General features: G+C 61.3%; 18 protein-coding genes. 2 read left to right on the forward strand and 16 right to left on the reverse strand.

Annotated features, from left to right (window positions below):
- Positions 1 to 120 precede the first annotated feature (120 nt).
- Complete coding sequence (gene mobH / locus ACZ445_RS14260; RefSeq protein ID WP_464708519.1) at positions 121 to 1,722, reverse strand: MobH family relaxase; 1,602 nt, start codon at positions 1,720 to 1,722, stop codon at positions 121 to 123.
- Positions 1,723 to 1,942: 220 nt separating this feature from the next.
- On the opposite strand from mobH, the gene ACZ445_RS14265 reads away from it, so the two are divergent.
- Entirely contained in the window at positions 1,943 to 2,314 is a 372-nt protein-coding gene (locus ACZ445_RS14265; RefSeq protein WP_464708520.1) for a DUF3742 family protein, read from the forward strand.
- An 8-nt stretch (positions 2,315 to 2,322) separates the two neighbouring features.
- Here the strand turns inward: ACZ445_RS14265 and ACZ445_RS14270 are convergent, their stop codons facing one another.
- Genes ACZ445_RS14270 through ACZ445_RS14285 form a run of 4 tightly spaced genes read right to left on the reverse strand, consistent with a single transcriptional unit; the run spans position 2,323 to position 6,459 of the window.
- Complete coding sequence (locus tag ACZ445_RS14270; RefSeq protein WP_464708521.1) at positions 2,323 to 3,828, reverse strand: conjugal transfer protein TraG N-terminal domain-containing protein; 1,506 nt, start codon at positions 3,826 to 3,828, stop codon at positions 2,323 to 2,325.
- The gene (locus ACZ445_RS14275) at positions 3,825 to 4,166 is read right to left on the reverse strand and encodes a hypothetical protein (protein WP_464708522.1); all 342 of its coding nucleotides are present in this window, start codon (positions 4,164 to 4,166) and stop codon (positions 3,825 to 3,827) included. Before ACZ445_RS14275 ends, ACZ445_RS14270 begins: the two co-directional genes overlap by 4 nt.
- 1 nt (position 4,167) lies before the next feature.
- On the reverse strand, positions 4,168 to 5,523 hold the full coding sequence (locus ACZ445_RS14280) for an integrating conjugative element protein (RefSeq protein ID WP_464708523.1): 1,356 nt from the start codon (positions 5,521 to 5,523) through the stop codon (positions 4,168 to 4,170).
- A gap of 3 nt (positions 5,524 to 5,526) precedes the next feature.
- The gene (locus ACZ445_RS14285; protein WP_464708524.1) at positions 5,527 to 6,459 is read right to left on the reverse strand and encodes a TIGR03756 family integrating conjugative element protein; all 933 of its coding nucleotides are present in this window, start codon (positions 6,457 to 6,459) and stop codon (positions 5,527 to 5,529) included.
- A 206-nt stretch (positions 6,460 to 6,665) separates the two neighbouring features.
- On the opposite strand from ACZ445_RS14285, the gene ACZ445_RS14290 reads away from it, so the two are divergent.
- Positions 6,666 to 7,160: a DUF2165 family protein gene (locus ACZ445_RS14290; protein ID WP_464708525.1), complete on the forward strand. Its 495-nt coding sequence runs from the start codon at positions 6,666 to 6,668 to the stop codon at positions 7,158 to 7,160.
- Positions 7,161 to 7,166: 6 nt separating this feature from the next.
- On the opposite strand, the gene ACZ445_RS14295 is transcribed toward ACZ445_RS14290, so the two are convergent.
- The 11 genes from ACZ445_RS14295 to ACZ445_RS14345 all read right to left on the reverse strand — a co-directional run bounded on the left by ACZ445_RS14295 (position 7,167) and on the right by ACZ445_RS14345 (position 17,559).
- Complete coding sequence (locus ACZ445_RS14295) at positions 7,167 to 7,406, reverse strand: type II toxin-antitoxin system TacA family antitoxin (RefSeq protein ID WP_464708526.1); 240 nt, start codon at positions 7,404 to 7,406, stop codon at positions 7,167 to 7,169.
- Positions 7,407 to 7,999: 593 nt separating this feature from the next.
- Positions 8,000 to 8,245: a DUF6124 family protein gene (locus tag ACZ445_RS14300; protein ID WP_464708527.1), complete on the reverse strand. Its 246-nt coding sequence runs from the start codon at positions 8,243 to 8,245 to the stop codon at positions 8,000 to 8,002.
- A 770-nt stretch (positions 8,246 to 9,015) separates the two neighbouring features.
- Positions 9,016 to 10,329, reverse strand: coding sequence for a hypothetical protein (locus tag ACZ445_RS14305; protein ID WP_464708528.1), 1,314 nt, complete (start codon positions 10,327 to 10,329; stop codon positions 9,016 to 9,018).
- Between the two features lie 84 nt (positions 10,330 to 10,413).
- The gene (locus ACZ445_RS14310; RefSeq protein WP_464708529.1) at positions 10,414 to 10,713 is read right to left on the reverse strand and encodes a type II toxin-antitoxin system RelE/ParE family toxin; all 300 of its coding nucleotides are present in this window, start codon (positions 10,711 to 10,713) and stop codon (positions 10,414 to 10,416) included.
- A complete protein-coding gene (locus ACZ445_RS14315) occupies positions 10,710 to 11,021 on the reverse strand; it encodes a type II toxin-antitoxin system RelB/DinJ family antitoxin (RefSeq protein ID WP_464708530.1) in 312 nt (103 codons plus the stop codon). The genes ACZ445_RS14310 and ACZ445_RS14315 overlap by 4 nt, the downstream gene beginning before the upstream one ends.
- 65 nt (positions 11,022 to 11,086) lie before the next feature.
- Positions 11,087 to 13,906 carry a conjugative transfer ATPase gene (locus tag ACZ445_RS14320; protein ID WP_464708531.1) on the reverse strand — a complete coding sequence of 940 codons (2,820 nt, stop codon included), beginning with the start codon at positions 13,904 to 13,906 and terminating at the stop codon, positions 11,087 to 11,089.
- Positions 13,906 to 14,325, reverse strand: coding sequence for a TIGR03751 family conjugal transfer lipoprotein (locus ACZ445_RS14325; protein ID WP_464708532.1), 420 nt, complete (start codon positions 14,323 to 14,325; stop codon positions 13,906 to 13,908). The genes ACZ445_RS14320 and ACZ445_RS14325 overlap by 1 nt, the downstream gene beginning before the upstream one ends.
- Entirely contained in the window at positions 14,306 to 15,685 is a 1,380-nt protein-coding gene (locus ACZ445_RS14330; protein WP_464708533.1) for a TIGR03752 family integrating conjugative element protein, read from the reverse strand. The genes ACZ445_RS14325 and ACZ445_RS14330 overlap by 20 nt, the downstream gene beginning before the upstream one ends.
- Positions 15,675 to 16,514 carry a TIGR03749 family integrating conjugative element protein gene (locus ACZ445_RS14335; RefSeq protein ID WP_464708534.1) on the reverse strand — a complete coding sequence of 280 codons (840 nt, stop codon included), beginning with the start codon at positions 16,512 to 16,514 and terminating at the stop codon, positions 15,675 to 15,677. Before ACZ445_RS14335 ends, ACZ445_RS14330 begins: the two co-directional genes overlap by 11 nt.
- The gene (locus ACZ445_RS14340; protein ID WP_464708535.1) at positions 16,511 to 17,170 is read right to left on the reverse strand and encodes a PFL_4703 family integrating conjugative element protein; all 660 of its coding nucleotides are present in this window, start codon (positions 17,168 to 17,170) and stop codon (positions 16,511 to 16,513) included. Before ACZ445_RS14340 ends, ACZ445_RS14335 begins: the two co-directional genes overlap by 4 nt.
- On the reverse strand, positions 17,167 to 17,559 hold the full coding sequence (locus ACZ445_RS14345) for a TIGR03750 family conjugal transfer protein (protein WP_464708536.1): 393 nt from the start codon (positions 17,557 to 17,559) through the stop codon (positions 17,167 to 17,169). Before ACZ445_RS14345 ends, ACZ445_RS14340 begins: the two co-directional genes overlap by 4 nt.
- Positions 17,560 to 17,568 lie beyond the last annotated feature (9 nt).

Genomic DNA, 17,568 nt, shown 5'->3' on the forward strand with positions numbered 1-17,568 from the left:
ATGTGGCTGAATAGATCAGCCGGACACGCCAGCCAATGTGTAAGTGAGGCGGCAATCGGTCAATTCAGAACGCGCCAACGCGTGTCTACGGATTCTTCTGGGAGTTGTGTGGGTAGGTTCCTACACGGACTCGTCCGTTATGAGTTGCAGATAGGGGTTATTCAATTTCAACTCTTCCGGTAGCTCCCAGGTGTTGGCCAGTAGGTAGCCATACAGCCGGCTGGATTTACGCGGCCCATGGACAATGCAAGTCCAGATGTTCAAGTCGTTGGGTTGCTTGCGGTGTTTCTTCAACCGCTCAAAGCTTTTTTGCACGAGCTCCCAATCCTCAAGCTGTTCTCGTTTCGCTGATTGAGCAAGATCTGGGTGTTCCTGGGCGTAGCGCTGAAACAGGCCTGGGGTGACCAGGAACAATGTGTTGTCGACTGTGTGCACCAATGCTTTGGCTTCATTGATGCGCAGTGTGCGGTTCTGGATATGTTGCTGAAGCCAATCCATAAACCGCTGCCCGAGCGAGGTGCTGTCATGTGCTTTTTCAGCTAGCGGTGCCTCGTCCGTGGCTTCTTCTGCTACCACTTCAATTTCAACAACCACGGTCCCGGCGAAAGGCGGTGGTCTGTTCTCGGATTGCCAGATCAGTGACGGTGCGAGTTTGAGCAGGGTGAAGCTCTGTGCCCAGCCGCTGTCACTCTGCACCGTGGCGCGCCAGATGGCTTTGCCTTCGGCGCTTTCGAGTACCAGGCCGTACTCCTGAAGAATATTGAACAGAGTGGTATTGCGCTCGGGGATGCCGCTGATGCCCTGGGACAGCAGATGGGCACGCAGTTTGTCCGAAGCGGTCTTGCTGACCAGCCACAAGGCATTGTCGGTGAGCCAGCCGTCCGAGGCTTCAGGCTGGTTGAGTTTGAGCACCTCGCGCGCCAGGTAGCGTAAGCCGTCGAGTAGCTTGCGCTGGAGTGCGTGGCTGGGCGCCGCAAGTGCTAGCGAGGGATCGCCACCGAGGGCGCGGGCAACAGAGGCCTGGTCGGCGCGGACCACAATGTCTCCTAGTATGCCGGCCTGCTCATGTTGACCTGCCAGTGCGTGAAGCAACGCCGCCCAAAGCTCTGGGTACTCGCAAAGCCAGTCCATTGGCTCGCGTCCGAGCACTTGGGCTGCCAGTACGCCGGCGCTGACGCCGTGCAAGCGATATTGCCGGTGGGGTTTGTGGCGAAAGCGATAGGGGTGTCGCAGTGTGCCGTGCCATGGGTGCCAGCGCTGTCCGAATTGATCTTCAATGTCGACGTCAGTCACAAGTTTGCCGATATCGTGCAGCAGAGCGGCGTAGGCGATGCCGGCGGTCCAAGCCTCGGCCTGTTGAGTCTGGATTTCCGGTGAACTACCTGGTGGTAGCAAGTGGGATTGGCGCAACTTCAATGCGCAGATCACAATTTCCAGACCATGGTCCAGTAGTCCGCCTGGGTAGGCATGGTGATGGCTCTCGGAGGCGGGGAGTAATTGCACCAGTGCGGCATATCGCTCCAGCGGCGCGCGGTACAGCATGGCGAACTGTGCGGGTGAGACGGCGGTGCGCTGCCAGATCTGCTCTATCAGCGCCTGGCGATGGGGGATAGCCAATAGCTCCGCTGCGGACTGCGGACAAAGCCAGCCGACAGGCGCTTGGTTGCTGTCAGGAGTGGGAGCTTCAGCTATCCCTTTGCGAGGGCGCAACCACTGGAACATGGTGTCCTCCGAAGTGTGCGCGGCGGGAGTGCCCTTTGCCTTTTCTGGGTAAGGCCTTTGCCATTGATGAACCCTTCCGTTGTGTCCTTTGCGTCAGCCATTTCTTGCCATTTTTGCTGACGGGCGGCACGCAAATCCGGGAAAAGTTGTGATAGCTATTGCCACGTATCCTTCCTCGAACTGGAGTGCTGAAAAGGCCATCGTCGTAGAGGTGAATGCCATGAGCGGTCATCCTAAAAATACTAAGGCCGAGCGTGTTGGGCGCTGGCTTGGGCGAACCTATCGAAGCCTGATGCAGCAGGAGCAGCGATTGCGTCTGTGGCTTGTTGGGCTCGGAATACCTGCAAAGGGCGCCCGGATCATTGCCTGGTGTCTGCGCCTGAGCGCGTTGGTTCTGCTGCTGAGTTTTTCCATCGTGCTCGCGATGATCTGCATTGGCTTGTGGCTGATCGGGCGGGGTGTTGCTCGAAGCGATTTTTCTTATCGAGCATCAGAAGCCGAATGGCGTTACGGCGATGAGGGGTTTGGCTTTTATGAGAAGGGCGTTCGTACAGACTTCGGTCGACTTTTTGAAGACGGCGAAGACGTATAGCTCAATCTCTAGGTCAGCCTTTTGCTAATCATCTCGCCGCCGCTTCGGCCAGCACTTTTTGCTTCGGTTGTTGCGTCGCTTACGCCTCGTAGCACGCTGCCGACGTGTAGGCCGGCCCAGGTTAAACTCGCTACCCAAAGACTTGGAAGCACAATGAACATCGTCGCCATGACGAAATTCAGCAACATATCCCCAAACGAATTGTTTAACCCAAACAGCACATTGAAGTTGCTGTGGGGCGCACCACTGCCGTAGAGCGCATCTAGGATCGTGCTGTCGATCCAACGCGCCAGCTGAAACCAGAAATCCACGAAGAACAGCGCAAACTGCACACAGCTGGCAGTGACCAGGGTCTTCAGATCATAGGTGCCGATCACCAGTACCAGCGGCAGGCAGATCACCAAGGCCATTTTCAGAAATGACAACACCATTGGCAGTGCCTGGCGCACCACATCCATCGCTGGGAAGAACCCCAGTGAGCCCACGGTCAGGCCAAGATCCGCGGTGACGCGGGCAACGATATTGGGGATGCTCTTTTCCACCTGGCCGCCGTAGTCGTTGTAGACCTGCCCCTGGTTCATCACCTGCTGCTTTGGCGCGGCCACAGCGCGAATCACGGCGTCGTCCACCTGCACGCGCGACATGAAACCCGCCCAGCGCGCCAGTCGGCTCAACACGTCTGGGTCCACCTGCTGCAGCAAGCGCACACGCAACCCCTGGTCACCATCCCCCCACCATTGCTGGCAACCGGGATATCCGCCGCCACCGGGCACCAGGGCCAATCCGGCGTCGCGCGTTGCATCGTAGGGCCAGGCACTGCGTGGGGTGCTTGAGCGATAGCGGTCATAGAAGCCGGGGCTGTTGAGGAAGAAGCGTGAGCCAATCCAGCCCACATCGTTCATCTGTTCTTCGTTCAACCCTGGGCGATCCATGAACAGCCGCGCACGGGCGCGGGCATAGCAATCACGAGTGAAGTCGGCAACTTCCTGGGCCAGTAGCGGGTCGTCGATGCGGGCACTGTCGATAGCCATACGCATCTGCCGCAGGTCCACGCCACAAGGGATCGATGCGACGGCGGCACCGGTCACGGCTTTGGACAGCGCGTGCATAAAGAACCACCACACCGGCACTTCGGCACTCTGGTTGTTGAGGGTGGTAAAGGCGCTGTTCCAGCCGGTTTCCGTCGGCGCGACGACACGCACCTGGCACTGTCGCGAGCGGCTTTCGTCGAACTGCAGCGTGCTCAGGTCCACCGGTACAAAGGGAATGCCCGCGAACATGACGACCACAATCGCGACCCAGACTCGGTTCTCAATGCGCATTGCCGACAGCACGCCCTTATTGCCTTCGTCGGCGCCCTCGGCGCGGGCGCGTAGCCACTCTTGGAGGATGATCGCCAGAAAGGGCAGGGCGAATACGCCGCTGGCAACCAGCACCTGCCACAGGCCGTTGTTGACGATCCAGCCCACCAGGGTCAGGTAGTACTCCAGATAGTCGGTGGTCGTTAGGGTCATGGTGCCCCCGGCCCGATGAGGGCATCGCTGACTTCCAGCAGCACCAGTGCCGAGATGCCTGCGCATTCGGCACGGCGCAGGCGCGCGGCCGCGTCGGGTTCGCGCTGCAGCAGGCGTGTACGCATCCAGCGCCAGCCGTAGAGGATTGCGGCATACAGACACAGGCGCCAGACCAACAGACCGGTGCTGTGATCCTGCAACCAGCTACTCCAGGCCGAGGCATCGCCGAGCAGGCCGATGGCGATCAGGTTGATCAGCAGCCCGGCAAGGATCAAGGCCAGCGTCCATATGGCATAGCGGGCGCTGGTGGATAGGTACTTGATCCAGACTCGGCGCATCTCAGCGACCTCCCTCGACCGGCCGTTCGATCTGCTCGATGCGGTTGCGCTCCGGATCGCCCTGATACACCCCGCGCGAACCCTCAACCCGCAGCTGATTACGCCGCAGGATCTCGCTCGCGGCATTGGCGGCCAGGGTGCGGCGCAGTTCCAGCTCGGTCTTCAGGTTCTGGATCTCCAGGGTCAACATGTCGCTCTCTTGTGCCACCGCTTGCTGTGCCAATTCATTGGCCGCCACATTCGGCTCCTGGCGCCCGGTCAGCAGCGTGCGCTGCAACAGCAGGGCCTTCTCCAGCACGCTCGACAGCGCCACCTCGGAAGCCAGGCGTCTGCCCAAAAGATCCTGATCGGGCTCCTCGCGCAGCGCCTCGACCAGACCACGGGTGACCGGCAGCGCATTGCTGCCGGCGGCTTCCAGATTGGTCGAGGTAGTCGGCAGGCGCTTGCTGACCAGGTCCAGCAGGGCCTTGAGTTTGGTGTCGTATTCCTCCTGGATCAGCGGTGTCAGCCCGATGCCCGGCGTGCTGTCGGTCTTGCTGCAGCCGTCGCAGGTGCGTTGAACTTGTTCGCCCAGCACGCGGTTGGCCCAGTCGGCGGCGGCCTGGGGCGACGGCCAGCTCTGGCAGCTCAGGCGGTCGCCACAGCTGGCGCGTGGAATCGGTGAGGTATCGGTGACGTTGCGTCCGTTAAGCAGGTTGTAACCTGCGCGGGTTACGTCGCCGACCACCTTGATTGGCGTCTGCCCGCTGCCGCCGGCCTGGCCACCGCCGACCCATGGCACCCCACGGTTACCGCGCTTGGCCTCAGTTTCCTCAATCGCGGCGACCGCATCGGTCTTGCTGGCGCTTTCTTTCAAGGCCATGCCTTCGGCCAGCTGCTCCCAGCCTGACTGGTTGCCGGCGATATCGGCCATGCGGTTGGCCATGGCGCGGCAGGTCGTCTTGGAACGGTCAAAGTCCAGCCGCGCTTGGAGGATGCCGTTGGTGAGGAGGTTGTACAGGCCGGGATTGGCGCGCTGGATGATCAAGGCCGGCAAGGAAGCGACGGCACTGGTAGCGTTCTGGATCACGCTGCTCATGATCGACTGGAAGCCGTTGGTGATGCCGTTCAACTGATTCTGCAAGGTGGTTTGCAGGTTCATGTCACCGCAGATCATGTTGCTGCTCCAGCCCACGCCGACGCCGAGGCTGCGCATATTTGCCCCCGGTCCCATCGGCACCGCACGGCCGCCGCCGATGCTGTAGAGCACGTCGTCGCCGATCACGCTGCCGCTGGCGCCGAAATTGGGATCGTCGGCGTAGGCAGGGAAGCACAGCAGCCCGAAAACCAGCAGGGCGGTGGGGTAGTGGGTCTTCATCGCTCAACTCCCGGTGTCGGTGCTGCCGAGAAAGGTCTGGCCCTGGCGCTTACAGCAGCTGTATGGGCGCCACAGCCCCCAGGCATAGGCACCGTCCTCGGCCTGCGGCAATGCGCCGGCGGTTGGAAACACCGCGCAACTCCTCGACAGGTCAGGCTGCAGCCGTTGCCATTTACCGCTGTCGGCATCGTTCTCGCGTAACGCGCCAGCTGGCCAATAGCCCGGTTGGGCATTGGCCAGCAGCGACTGATAGAGGTGCGGCTGACCGCTGCGGGTGACGACATCCCCGGCGCGCTGGGCGACCACGGCAGCGGCCTTGTAGTCATCCGCATGCTGCAGAAAGCCGCCGCGCGGATACACGCTGCCCCACAGATCCCCGCTGACACCGACCTCACGCTCACCGGGTGTCAGGGCTTCTGAATAGAACATCTCGGGCACGTTGTAGCGCCAGGCGAGGAAGTCGAAGCTGCTCAGCAGGTACGGCATGTGCGCGGTACCCGCGCCGTTGCAGCTGTAGCCGAACTGGCTGGCAAAACGATTGAACACCAGTGTGCCGGGATGGCCGATCACGTCTGCGTTCTTGAACTTGAGCAGCGCGTTTTCGTTGGCCTGGTTGGTCGTGCTATCGCCGCCACCTTGAGCTGAGGCATTGGTCGGGCTCATCAGCGCAACCTCGCGCCATGGGTTGGCGCCGGTATCGGCGTAGCTCGACACCACGGCATCCGGCACGTAGTGGCGCACCTTTACCGAAGTCTTGACCTTGCAGCCGTAGGGCGTGCAGCGCAGCCAGTAGCACACGCCGACCACGCGGTAGGCCAGGCAGTCGGGGGACAGGCTGGAACTGACCAGTGTTGCGCTGTCGATAGCGGTGGCGCTACTGGCCGTGAGGAGGAGCGCCAGGCTTGCAGCGGTGGGTAAGCGGTGTGGGCGGTACATGGGGCAGCTACCCGCAGGGGAATTCGATCGGTAGTTGAGCGCGGGATGCTGGCGATGGCGCGTGGGTAAGAGGCGCCGTGTATGCCCCCATTTCGATCTGCAATTGATTCAGTCGATTCCTACGTCACAAGTAGACCTGTCGCGAAGTTTGCGCACAGGTGCGGGTGTAGCGTACTGGGCGTTTCAGACCTTTTCAGGGACGCAGCATGGTCATTCGTTACGCAAAAATTGTCGTGGTTGGGATGTTGGCGGCGTTCGCGGCACTGGCGGCGTTCAACAACCTCACCGACTACAACTCCAACTTCTACTTCGTCCAGCATGTGCTGAGCATGGACACCACCTTTCTCGGCAACGCGGCCATGAATCGTGCGATCAATGCTCAGTGGCTATGGCATGGTGCCTATTGGGTGATCATTGCGGGTGAGGCGCTGACGGCCATCTTGCTGGCCGGTGGTGCGCTGCTGTTGTGGCGGGCTCGGCAGGGCACGGCTCAGCAGTTCAACCGTGCCAAGGCCTGTTCTGTCGCGGGCCTCACCATGGGGCTGGTGGTGTGGTTCTTTGGCTTTATGGTGATCGGCGGCGAATGGTTTCTGATGTGGCAATCGCAGGAGTGGAACGGCCAGAATGCTGCGTTCAAGTTCTATGCGGCCACTCTCGGTGTGTTGGTGTTTCTCAACCAGCGGGATGCCGACTTGGAGTGACCGCCTTCAGCTATCCCAAGGCGCTGGGCGACTCAACAGGTCGTTCAGTCCCGGATTGTCCTGCGGAACATGGTCGAACAGATGAGTCGGCCCCATCAACGTCTGCTCGGCTATCCGACAGGCACTGTCGAGGATGAAATTCGTGGGGGAGGTATGGGCTAATTTGGCAGCTCGGCATATGGTCGTGAATTGGTGGGGAGGTATGTGCAGAGCCACCTTAAAGCGGTTCGGTGTGGTGTTGGTCATCGGTAGGATCTCCTGTGCAGTGCCGAGCTAACTCATCGGATACAGGTGCCATCCCGGTCATGGGCTTGGCACATTTGTAGCTGAGGTCGTTGCGCTTTGAGGCACAGCCAGCAGGGCAATACGTACATGCCCACGCAAGCGGGCGTCCGTATCCACTGTATGGCTGTACGAGCGCGGCGCCCCCTCGTAGGCAAGGCGCACTAGGATCAGCTTCAGTGCGGAGTCGATGGTCAAGTTCAGTTCTTCCAAGGTCAACTGAGCTTGGTTGAGGACATCACAGCTAACGTAGAAACTGATGCAGCGACGGCCGGCGTGCATGGCATCTTGTCCATAGGGAGGGGCAAGGGACGATGGTACTTTTCCATCGTGCGACCAGGCTGTGCATCGGAGAAAACCCAAACCGAGAGTCAGTGAAATCTGAAGGCGGCTGATCGACGTAGCGGGTAGATGCTAGCTTGCTGCGCCGTTGGTCCAGAGGCGCCCATTCAATATTTCGATGGGTTCTGAAAATTGTGTAGGAAGTTGCCTTGGTCGCCTGGAAGTCAACAATGAAGGCCGCTGCGAGGGAGTCGCAGCGGCTATTGGCAGATGCGTCATGCCGTTGGATATTGCTGCTCAAGCATCTGGTCGACCAGCATCTGAGCCATCTCCACGAGCTGCAGTATGCCCAGTGCTTTGTCGCGCTGCGCACCGACTAGTTCGAAGGCGCCCTGATAGCCCATGCTGACCGCCGAGGCTAGAAGCTCGCTAGCATTGGTCAAAGTTTCCTCTAGGTTAAGCCCGGGCCGCACATTGAAAATTCTGGACGGCGGGCCGTTTGTAGGGAGGTCGTTGTTCATGGCAGAACCTCCATCGGTGCAGCTTCTCGAAGCGGTTGTACAAGCTGGCTACGGGATGCTTTCGGGCTTTTTACGATGCTTGCCGGGCGGTGCCCTGGCGTAAAAGGGGGATAGGCCATTCTCCTTATCTCCAACGTGTCGTTAAGGAACTGCCACCGACCGTTGCGACACGGGGAAAAGGTGGCAGACCGTGCGAGGGTCGCAAACCGGCACACGAAGGAAAACCGGCCAGGCCGAAGCCTGCCCCGCACGGCCTGCCATAGAAGGACAGCTGCCGATCTAGATGAAGCGTCGACCACTGTCATATGGCGCTGGACCGCGCCTTCGTGCGATTGCAGGTTGCGACACCCGGCCGCAACAAAGTTGCGACGTGTAAAAGCCTATGCTCGGATCATTGGAAGTCAATATTGGATGCCGTATGACAGCGTCATCTGCCATCAAGAATTCTGATAATTGGCCAATCAGTGTAATAGATCGTCCTCGTGAGAAAGGCGCCTGGCTAAGGTTCTTGAGGGTGATGGCACTCGCTAAATTGCTCATGGACCTGAAATGGCGCCCAGATGGGCTGTCTTTGAAAGGGACGCAGATAATGGTTCATGCTGCAGCTTATGATGGCAGGTGAGGCACTAGTTTTTCTCTTGGCCTGGAATAGCTCCCGGACCTTGGAGCTGCTTGTAAGATCTTGGTTGGCCGGTAAATCAAATCCTTAACTTACATGGAGCTGGGAGGTCAGACGCCCATTGAATTTCGCTTCCCCAGTTCGAGCTGAGCTATCGGAGGGCGGAAATGGCAGGGTCAATATCGCCAAATCGAATTTCGACCCAGTCGTCACTACTGTCTTCATCAGTTTTGATGATCTCAATTGACTCTGGCAAGCGGCCATTCATCAAATTGTGCAGGATAACGGATTGCAAAATGTTTGAATCTTGTGGGAGTTTGCGGGCCGCATCCACATTTTTGGCGCCACCATCCTGGAGTGATCTAAGGCCTGCGAAGATTTCCGTGAATTCACGTAAGCCGATGCGTATCACATTTGATCCAGACACAGAATATCCTCCATGATGGCCTAAGCCGTAGTCATCTTCGCTCGCCCGAAATGCGCCATTAACAGGCATCATCGCAGGCTTAGGGAAGTGCTCAATCATCATTTGGAACAACGTATTCAATTCTGAGCACGATTCGCTCCCATCTCGAACAAAGAGATGCATATGGTTCTGTCGTACCGATGGTGTGGTGCGCATCCAGTTGCTTCTGCTTTCACGGACGCTCAGTAGCAAAACGAAACTGACAGAGGAAAACTGCCGAAAGAACTCATCCACGATCTCTTTGGTGGAGACATGGCCCATGCTTAGCGATCGATCTGAGAGGGCAACACAATCACCGTCACCGACGATGACTCCGGAGATTCCGACGGCACCACGAAGCTGATCGGCCTTAGCCTTGAGCGCGTTATAGAGAGGATTTCGATCCTTGATTGTCGGTGCGTCATATGCAGCAAAGCTGGCTGAGCTGTAGGGTGACTTAGTTGCATCAATGGTAATGTCCAGGCCGACATCCTCATCATCTATCTTGATGCTCAGCGGAAGTTGTCCATCCGCTATCTGCGCGCGCAGATTAGGTAAGACCCGCTGGTTCACAAACTCCTGCAATTTCCCTCTGGCGGGGAGCAGCAGCACCGTGCGAGTTCCACGTTTTGTGCTATCGCGACGGGAGCGTATGCGAAGATCAAGGCCGCCGAGAGGCAGGCCTAGCTTTTTCTTGGCAGCCTCGATCAGTTGGCTGAGCTCGTAATATGGGTTGTCTCTATCAAGACCATCGTCCGAGACTGCTGTCACATCAGCGTTCAGTCGCAATGTACTCCATTCGAACAGCACGTCAGGACGTCGGTTGGTTGCCAGTGCCATCTCGCTTTGGAGAGAGCCGCATTTCGACAGGCCGTGAAGCACTACTACTTCCCACATCGCGGCGACGCGATCCTTTCCTGGCCGGTTTAGGCGATCTGCCAGTTTGCTTGCCGCATCATTACCTAGAATGTCGCGAAGCTCGTTGAGGCGGCGCTGAAGTGCTCTTCTTTGGTAGATCATGCAAGCGTCCAATGCATTGGGAACAACAATAAATCCACTTTATTCATCATGACCGCATCTAGTAAAGAGGAGGAATTAGGACGGTTACACGGCCAGTGTTGGTAGATCCTCCGGCCAGCTCTGCGCCTCATGCAGCACGCGCAAGATCCGAACACGATCATCCCGTATGAGGTAAGCCGCGATATAGGGCGTGCGATCAATCACCAACTCTCGCGTGCCCTTGCAACGCCCAATGCGCCCACTCTCAGGGAACAGTGCCAAGCGTTGGGTCTGTTCTGCAATCCGGTTGTCTATCTGAATGGCCGCGCGCGGGTTGTCCTGTTCGATGAAGTCGAAGATCGCATCGCGATCCTTCAGGGCCCATGGCGACCACTCGAGCCTCACCCCTCACCACCTTCCGACAGCTTGCGCTGGGCCTTGGCGCGGCGTTTGGCAAAGTGGGCTTCGACATCTTCGACGGGAATCGCCGGGCGCGGGTCGTCCAGGGCTTCCTGCACCTTGGCGCGGAACCAAGCGTCATAGGTGGCGGGGTCGCTGGCAAATCCAAAGGGCAGGGCGCCTTCATTGGCGACGCGGGTGAGGAGGATGCGCACGGCATCGGACACCGTTAGCCCCAGGTTGTGCAGGACGGCCGTGGCGCGGTCTTTCACATCCGGGTCGATGCGGGTCTGGATCAGGGCATTACTGGCCATGGTGGGGGCACCTGAGAGGGTCTTAGGGTGAATGTAGTGCAAGTGAATTACAAATTCCATGCCCGTCACCCCATTTCTGGCAAGTCGATGACCAGCGGTTCAATGCCCCGGCGCCTATCCAGTTCCGCGGCCATCTCGAACGCCGCCTCCAATTCCGTGATGCCCTTGGCCTGCATCAGTTGGTGGCGCTGGTGTTTTTCCTCCGGCTCAGTCATCGCCATGGCCAGGTACAGGCTTGGCGGCACCGCGCGGAACAGCACCTCCATCGACTTGGATAGAATCACGCCTTCGCTGAACTTGCCGGCCTCTTTGCGCGCCGAGCGCATCAGGGCTTTCTGCGCCGGGGTGAGGGCGCGGAAGCGGGCGATCTTCTCTACCTCGTCAGGCGGCATCGACAGGCAGATCCACCATTCGATCATGTTCAGCATCGGCTCGGCAGCCTTGGGTAGGTCGTCCAGGTTTTGCGTGGCCAGCCAGAACCAGGCGCCGAGCTTGCGCCACATCTTGGTGATCTTGACCACGTAGGGCGCCAGCAGCGGGTTCTTGGTGATGATGTGCCCCTCATCGGTGACATTGATGATCGGGCGGCCAAGCATCTGGTCGCGTTCGGCGAGGTTGTTCACCGCGTTGATCAGCGAGATATAGGCGATCGACAGTTGCGCGTTGTAGCCCTCGCGGGCGTAGGTGGCCAGGTCGACCAGGGTGATGTCGGCCTCGGGCCAGGGCGTGCCGTCGCGGTTGAACAGCTCGCCGTCGCTGCCTTGGCAGAACAGGTCCATGGCGTCGGCCATTTCCAGCAGGCGGATGCGCCGTGATTCGGGCAGGGCCAGGTCCTGCCCGGCAGTGCGCAGGGCGTTGCGCACGTCTTCAGTCAGTACCGTGCGCTGTTGCTGGGCGCAGAGGCGGGCGGCGTCGAGGATGCTCTGGCGGATCAGGCTGCGGTCGGCGCGGGTCAGGCGCTGTTCTTCCTTGTCCTCGCCGCCGGTGATCATCAGCCGGGCGGTGATCTCCAGTTCGCCCAGCACATCGCGTTGGTCTTCCTGCAGGTCTTCGTCGTCGAGGGCTTCGGCGTCCAGGGTTGTGACCCGGCCAGGGCTGTCCACCAATCGGCGGGCGTCGGCGAATGGTGCCAGGCTGACGCCCGCGCCAGGGGCGAGCTTGAGCCGGTGCACACTCAGCCCCATGCACTGGGCGAACTCGGCGAACAGGCCAAAGCTGTTGCCGGCTTCGACGATAAACAGTCGTGGGCGGTAGACCGCGACGACCTGGTTAAGCAGGTTGTTCAGGGTGGCGGACTTGCCCGAACCGGTGGGGCCGAACAGGAACAGGTGGGCGTTCATCTGCCGGTCGAGGCGGTTCAACGGGTCGAAGGTGATCAGCCCGCCACCGCGGTTGAACAGGGTGATGCCGGGATGCCCGGTGCCCTCGCTGCGACCCCAAACTGGGGCGAGATTAGCCGCGTGCTGGGCGAACATCAGTTGGCTATACCAGTGGCGCTTGTCCAGCTCCGGGTCGAAAACGCAGGGTAGCCAGCGTAGGTAGCTGTTGAGTGGTGCCACTTCGTCCTCTTCACGCACCGGCTGCAGGCCGGCGTTGAGCAGAGCATTGGCCAATTGCAGGCCGCGCGCGTCTAGCTCTTGTAGGTCACGCCCGCGCAGGTAGAACGCCAATGCACCGCGATAGAGCTTGTGCGAGCGGCCAATCAACTGGCGCGCCTGCTCGACATCCTCACGGGTTTGCTGCGAGTCCAAGGTATCGCCGACGGATTTGTGACTGAGGTGATTGAGCTGCGCTTCCAGCCGATCCTGAGGGGTGATGATCAGGGTCAGGCAGAGCGTTGTGCTTTCCGGCAACTGGTCAAACACGGCATTGAGTGCATCGCCGCCCTTGCTGCTTTCGCCGGTCAGATGACCAATGCCCGGTGGGCTGCGCAGACGGTCGAGGACGATTACTCGGTGCGGTTGGCCGTCCAGCCACCACACGCCGTGCTCAGTGTCGGAGCGTGGCTGACGGAAGAACAGGCGTTGGGCGAAGTCGGTGCCACTGGCCAGTTCCAATTCCTCGGCATCCGGGGCAGGGGGCAGGTCGGTGAGTTGATAGAAATGCTGCTGTGCGGCCGGATCATGGCCTAGCCAGTCGGGCGCCGGGTTGAACCATCGCAACAGCCAGCGGTGAATAGCGGCGGCGTCCATTCGCTGTGCGTGGATCCCGGCGTTGGCCAGGCCACCGACCAAACGTTCGCACACGGCCGTGAGCGCCGCTTCCGGGGAGCGTTCGTAGCGCAACCGTGCATGCTGGGAACGCCGATACACCACCAGCCGGGTACGGCGGCGCTGGCCGCGCCAGGGCAGATGGCTGACCGTACTGTCCTCGAAAAGGCCGCCGGGCTTGCTCACCGCTTGCAGGTGGTGCGCCATCGAACGCAGGTAGAACGCGGTAAAGGCACTGCCTTGGGCGCGGGGCTGAATGTAGCCGTGCAGCCCGCGCAGATAGCCTCCCCAATCACAATCATCTTGGGCGTAGAGCTGCACCACCCAGGGCTGCTGGTCCAATTCATCGAAGCTGTCCTGCAGCGCATTCTCCAGGGCGTCGCGCACCTCGCGCAGCCACTCGGCTTCACGGCCCTCGGTGCCGACTGCGCTTAACTCGAAAAAAGCCGCGACCGATTGGCCATCCTCCAGCAACAGGCTCTGCGAGCCGGGCAGGTATTCCACCCAGGGCAGCAGATCGATAAAGGAGGGCGGGGCGGCATACAGGCGCTGCTCATCGGAGCGGGTGGCCGGCGATTGTTGCGAGCGGTGCCCCGGTGCGGGGATGCCCTGGCCCCGCAGTCGTGCGATGTACCGTTGCCAGGCGTCACCCGGCTTGCGGCGTATGCGCTTCATCAGTAGTCCTCGATCCGCTCGCCCGGCAGGGCATATTGGACACGCTGGTACAGCGGAAATACGGTGCTGTAGCCGGGGACCGGAACCGGGTCGCTGCCGGCCAGGTGCGGGAAGATGTACATCACCAGATCGGGGTTGGGTAGCCGCTGGAATTGCCGATAGATTTCGCTCTGCGCGGTGCGGGTGTAAGGCGTCTGATCCAGCACAGGAAGCGGTGCTTGCAGCGGCCGTCGCAACGTCTGCCGGGCATCCAGCAGCACACGGGTTGACGGGCCGCCGCCGCTGCCCGCCGTCTGCTGGTTCCAGATATCCAGCATGGTCGCATCGCCATGGGGTAGCAGCTTCTCCGGATTGGTCGCGCAGCCCGCCAACAGCAGTAGCGCAGCCAGGCCGCTCAGGCTAGTCCAGTTCAACGACATGGCCGTTGTCTCCTCGATTGTGGTCGACCCGGCGCCCGCTCGGGTTGTAGTCGACATTGATCGCCCGTTCGATATGCACCGCGACCTTGGCACCCGGCTGCACATATACGGCCGCAAAGGCCTGGCCATAGAGCTTGTTGACCCACTGCGCCATTTCCTGCACGCCGCCGGCCAAAATCCGCCCCAGCGCCTCGTTGGTGGTGATGCCCACAGTGCCCAGCGGATTGCCGGGACTCATGTAGGTCGTGCTGTTGTTGCCCTGGATCAACGATGCGGCCCCAGCGCCGGCGGCGGTGATCAGCGCCTGTGAGCCGAGGTACTGCTGGGCATTGCTGCGTCGCTCGCCGGTGACGCAGGGCACGCCGTAGGGATCGCTGATCCAGCCCAGGCCCTGGCGGTTGTCGCCGCTGTTCTGCTCGTCATCGGTGTCTTTGCTGCCTTTTGAGGGAATCGAACGCACCGTGCCGTCGCGGAACACGAAGGTCAGCGAGCGGATCTGCCCGCGCACGCATGACAGCGTCCAATCCCCCGAGGCGGTGCCGCTGACCACTGCCCCGGCCACGTCCGGAAGATCGATGCCATTGGCGGTCAAGTTGTCCGGGCCGATCAGCACCTTGAACGGATAGGGGTCGTTGACCGTGCCGTCCACGGGAACCCGGCCGATCAAGGCGGTCATCGCCACCGAGCCCATCAGGGTGGCGTTGGCCGGCACCGTATAGACCGGCTGCAACACCGGCTTGCCCTGCAAGGCCTTGCCGGCGGCATTGAGCTGGGCGGCGGTGTCTTCCAGCGGCTTTTGCGCCGCGCCGAACGACGATGGAAAACTCAGCGGTTTGCGCGGTTTGGCACTGGAATCGCGGCCGTCCTGCGGCTCGATCCAGATCAACCGGTCGCGCAGCAGGTCCTGGCCGTCGCCATCCTCCAATCCCAGGCCCAGTGGCAGGTCCGGGCTGCCCAACGAATCCAGGCGCTGCTGCAGGTCTTGCAGCAGCTGGCTGGTCTGGCGCTGGGATTCGCTGACTTGTTCACGCCCGTCCTCCAGCGCGCTTTGCACACGCTGCTCTATCGCGCCTTCGCGCTGGCGCAGCCGGTCATTCTCGGCCTTTTCCTGTTGATTGGCTTTCAGCGCACCCTGCAGTTCGCCGCGCAGTTGCTTGACCTGAGCGACCAGGGTGGCGACGGTGTCGCGCGGGGTGTCGCCTTCGATACCCAGTGCCTGCATTTCATCCGGGCTGAGCGGATCAACCGTATTGCCCTCGCTGCCAGCGTCGCGAGAGGGCGCGGCCAGCTTGATCCCCACATACAGCAGCAACACCAGCAGCGGCAGCATCAGCCACTTGAGCAGGCCATTACTCTTCATCACTGCTGCTCCGCGGCATGTTCAGGGCCGCATCGACTGGGCTGATGGCCGGTAGCAGCGCACCGACCAGGCCACGGCCGCGGGTGACCAGGTACAGCACCGTGGTGTCGGTGGCGTCACCTTTGGGGCCGAGGTCGGGATGCTGGAACGTCGCGCTGACGAAATCCCCTTGCAACCGACGGGGGTCCAGCTCGATCCAGCGCAACGAGCGGTTGCGCAGGCGTATCGCGGTAACCCACAGATCCTCCAGGCGCCAGGCCGCCAGTGCCCGGTATGACAGCGTGAGTTCCGGCAGCAGGCTGTCCAGATTCAGATCACCAGGCAGCGGCACGGCTCCCAAACCGGGCACGGCTTCGACGGTGCGCAGCGGGGCATACAGGCTTTGCGCGGCGTAACGGGTCAGGGCCACCGGCAGGGGCGTAGGCGGAGCGGGGCGGGGTGCTGGTGCTTCCGTCGGATCGTGCGGCGCCGGGCGCTCGATCTCGACGATCTTCACCGCCTCCAGCGCGGGCTGCCCGGCCTTGGCCGGCTCGGCGGTGATATCCAGCAGGATCAGCGTGGCATCGTCGGCATCCTGCAATTGCAGGCGACTGGGCGCGATGGATTCGCTGGCCAACAGGTACAGCGCGCCGCCGGCACTCTGTACCCGCAGCTTGCCTTGCAGCGAGGCGGGCAGGCCGACCCTGACATTGCGGTCGATAAACACCACGCGCTCCTGACCGACCTGTAGCGGCACGGCCAAGGGCAGGCGCTCCCAGCGCAGGATCTCCACCGCGCTCGCCAATGGGATGGGCAACAGCAGCACGGCGCTCAACAGGTATCGCTTCATGAGGACGGTTCCTCGTTGGTGTCATCCGGGCTACGGCCAATTCGTTGTGGCGCCTGGCTGTAACAGTCCAGCGCCAGGCCGAAGGGGTTGCGCTCCGGGTCAATGTCGCGCCGCGCCACCTTCAGCGAATAGCGCACCAGGGCGCGCTTGACCTGCTCGGCGCCGTAGTACTCGTCAGCAGTCAGGTCCAGGGTGACGATCCAGTCGTCATCGGACACCACCTTGACCCGCGCCATCGGGTTGTCGCCGTAACCGCGGCCGGGAATTTCGTAGACCGCGCGCACCCGATGGCGCAACTCGCCGCTGTCCCGCCGCCGCGTGGATTCATCGAGCAAAAACGCCCGGCAGGCTGGGGTCAGGTAGCTCGACAAGGCGCGGATGTTGCGCGGGTAGTCGTCCTCACCATTGTTCGGCCAACGGTTGAGTTGCTGGAAGATGTAGAACGCAAAGGCATACACCGTCGACGGCGGCACCTCCCACCACTTGCGCACGCTGCCCGAGCGCAGATCCGGCGGGATATGCACTGTCATGTCCCGTGGCGCGCTCCACCAACCGATGGCCAGTAGCATCGATATCAGCAACAGCGCCGCGCCACCCAGGCGCAGGGTCCGGACATGCGCCTGCAGGTGGCTGACTTCATTCTTGAATCGGCTCACGTCCGGCTCTGGCGGATGCCCCAGGCACCCGAACGCAGGATCAAGCCCGCGCCGCCCAGGTAGCGAGCAAGGCTGGGAAAGCGTTGGCACAGCGTCCACTGCAACTGCCGGTACAGCCACGCATCCGGCCGCCCGCGCTTCCGACGACGCAGCAACCCGCCGCCGAAAAACACCCCGCCCGCCACGGCAATCAGCACCAGCGTAGGTACGACCGCCAGGCTGCGGCTCAACCAGGCCAACGGCAGGCCCATCAACAAACCCAGCACCGCACTGAGCCCAGTACAGGCCCATAGCTCATCGGCAGTCAGCCCGCTCACCACCACCGGCTGCCGGTTTAGCCGATGGGGCAGAAAGGTCAAGGTCTGATCCTGGCGCGCCGCACTGTCCATGCCGTCCTC

The organism is Pseudomonas allii (assembly GCF_055380095.1).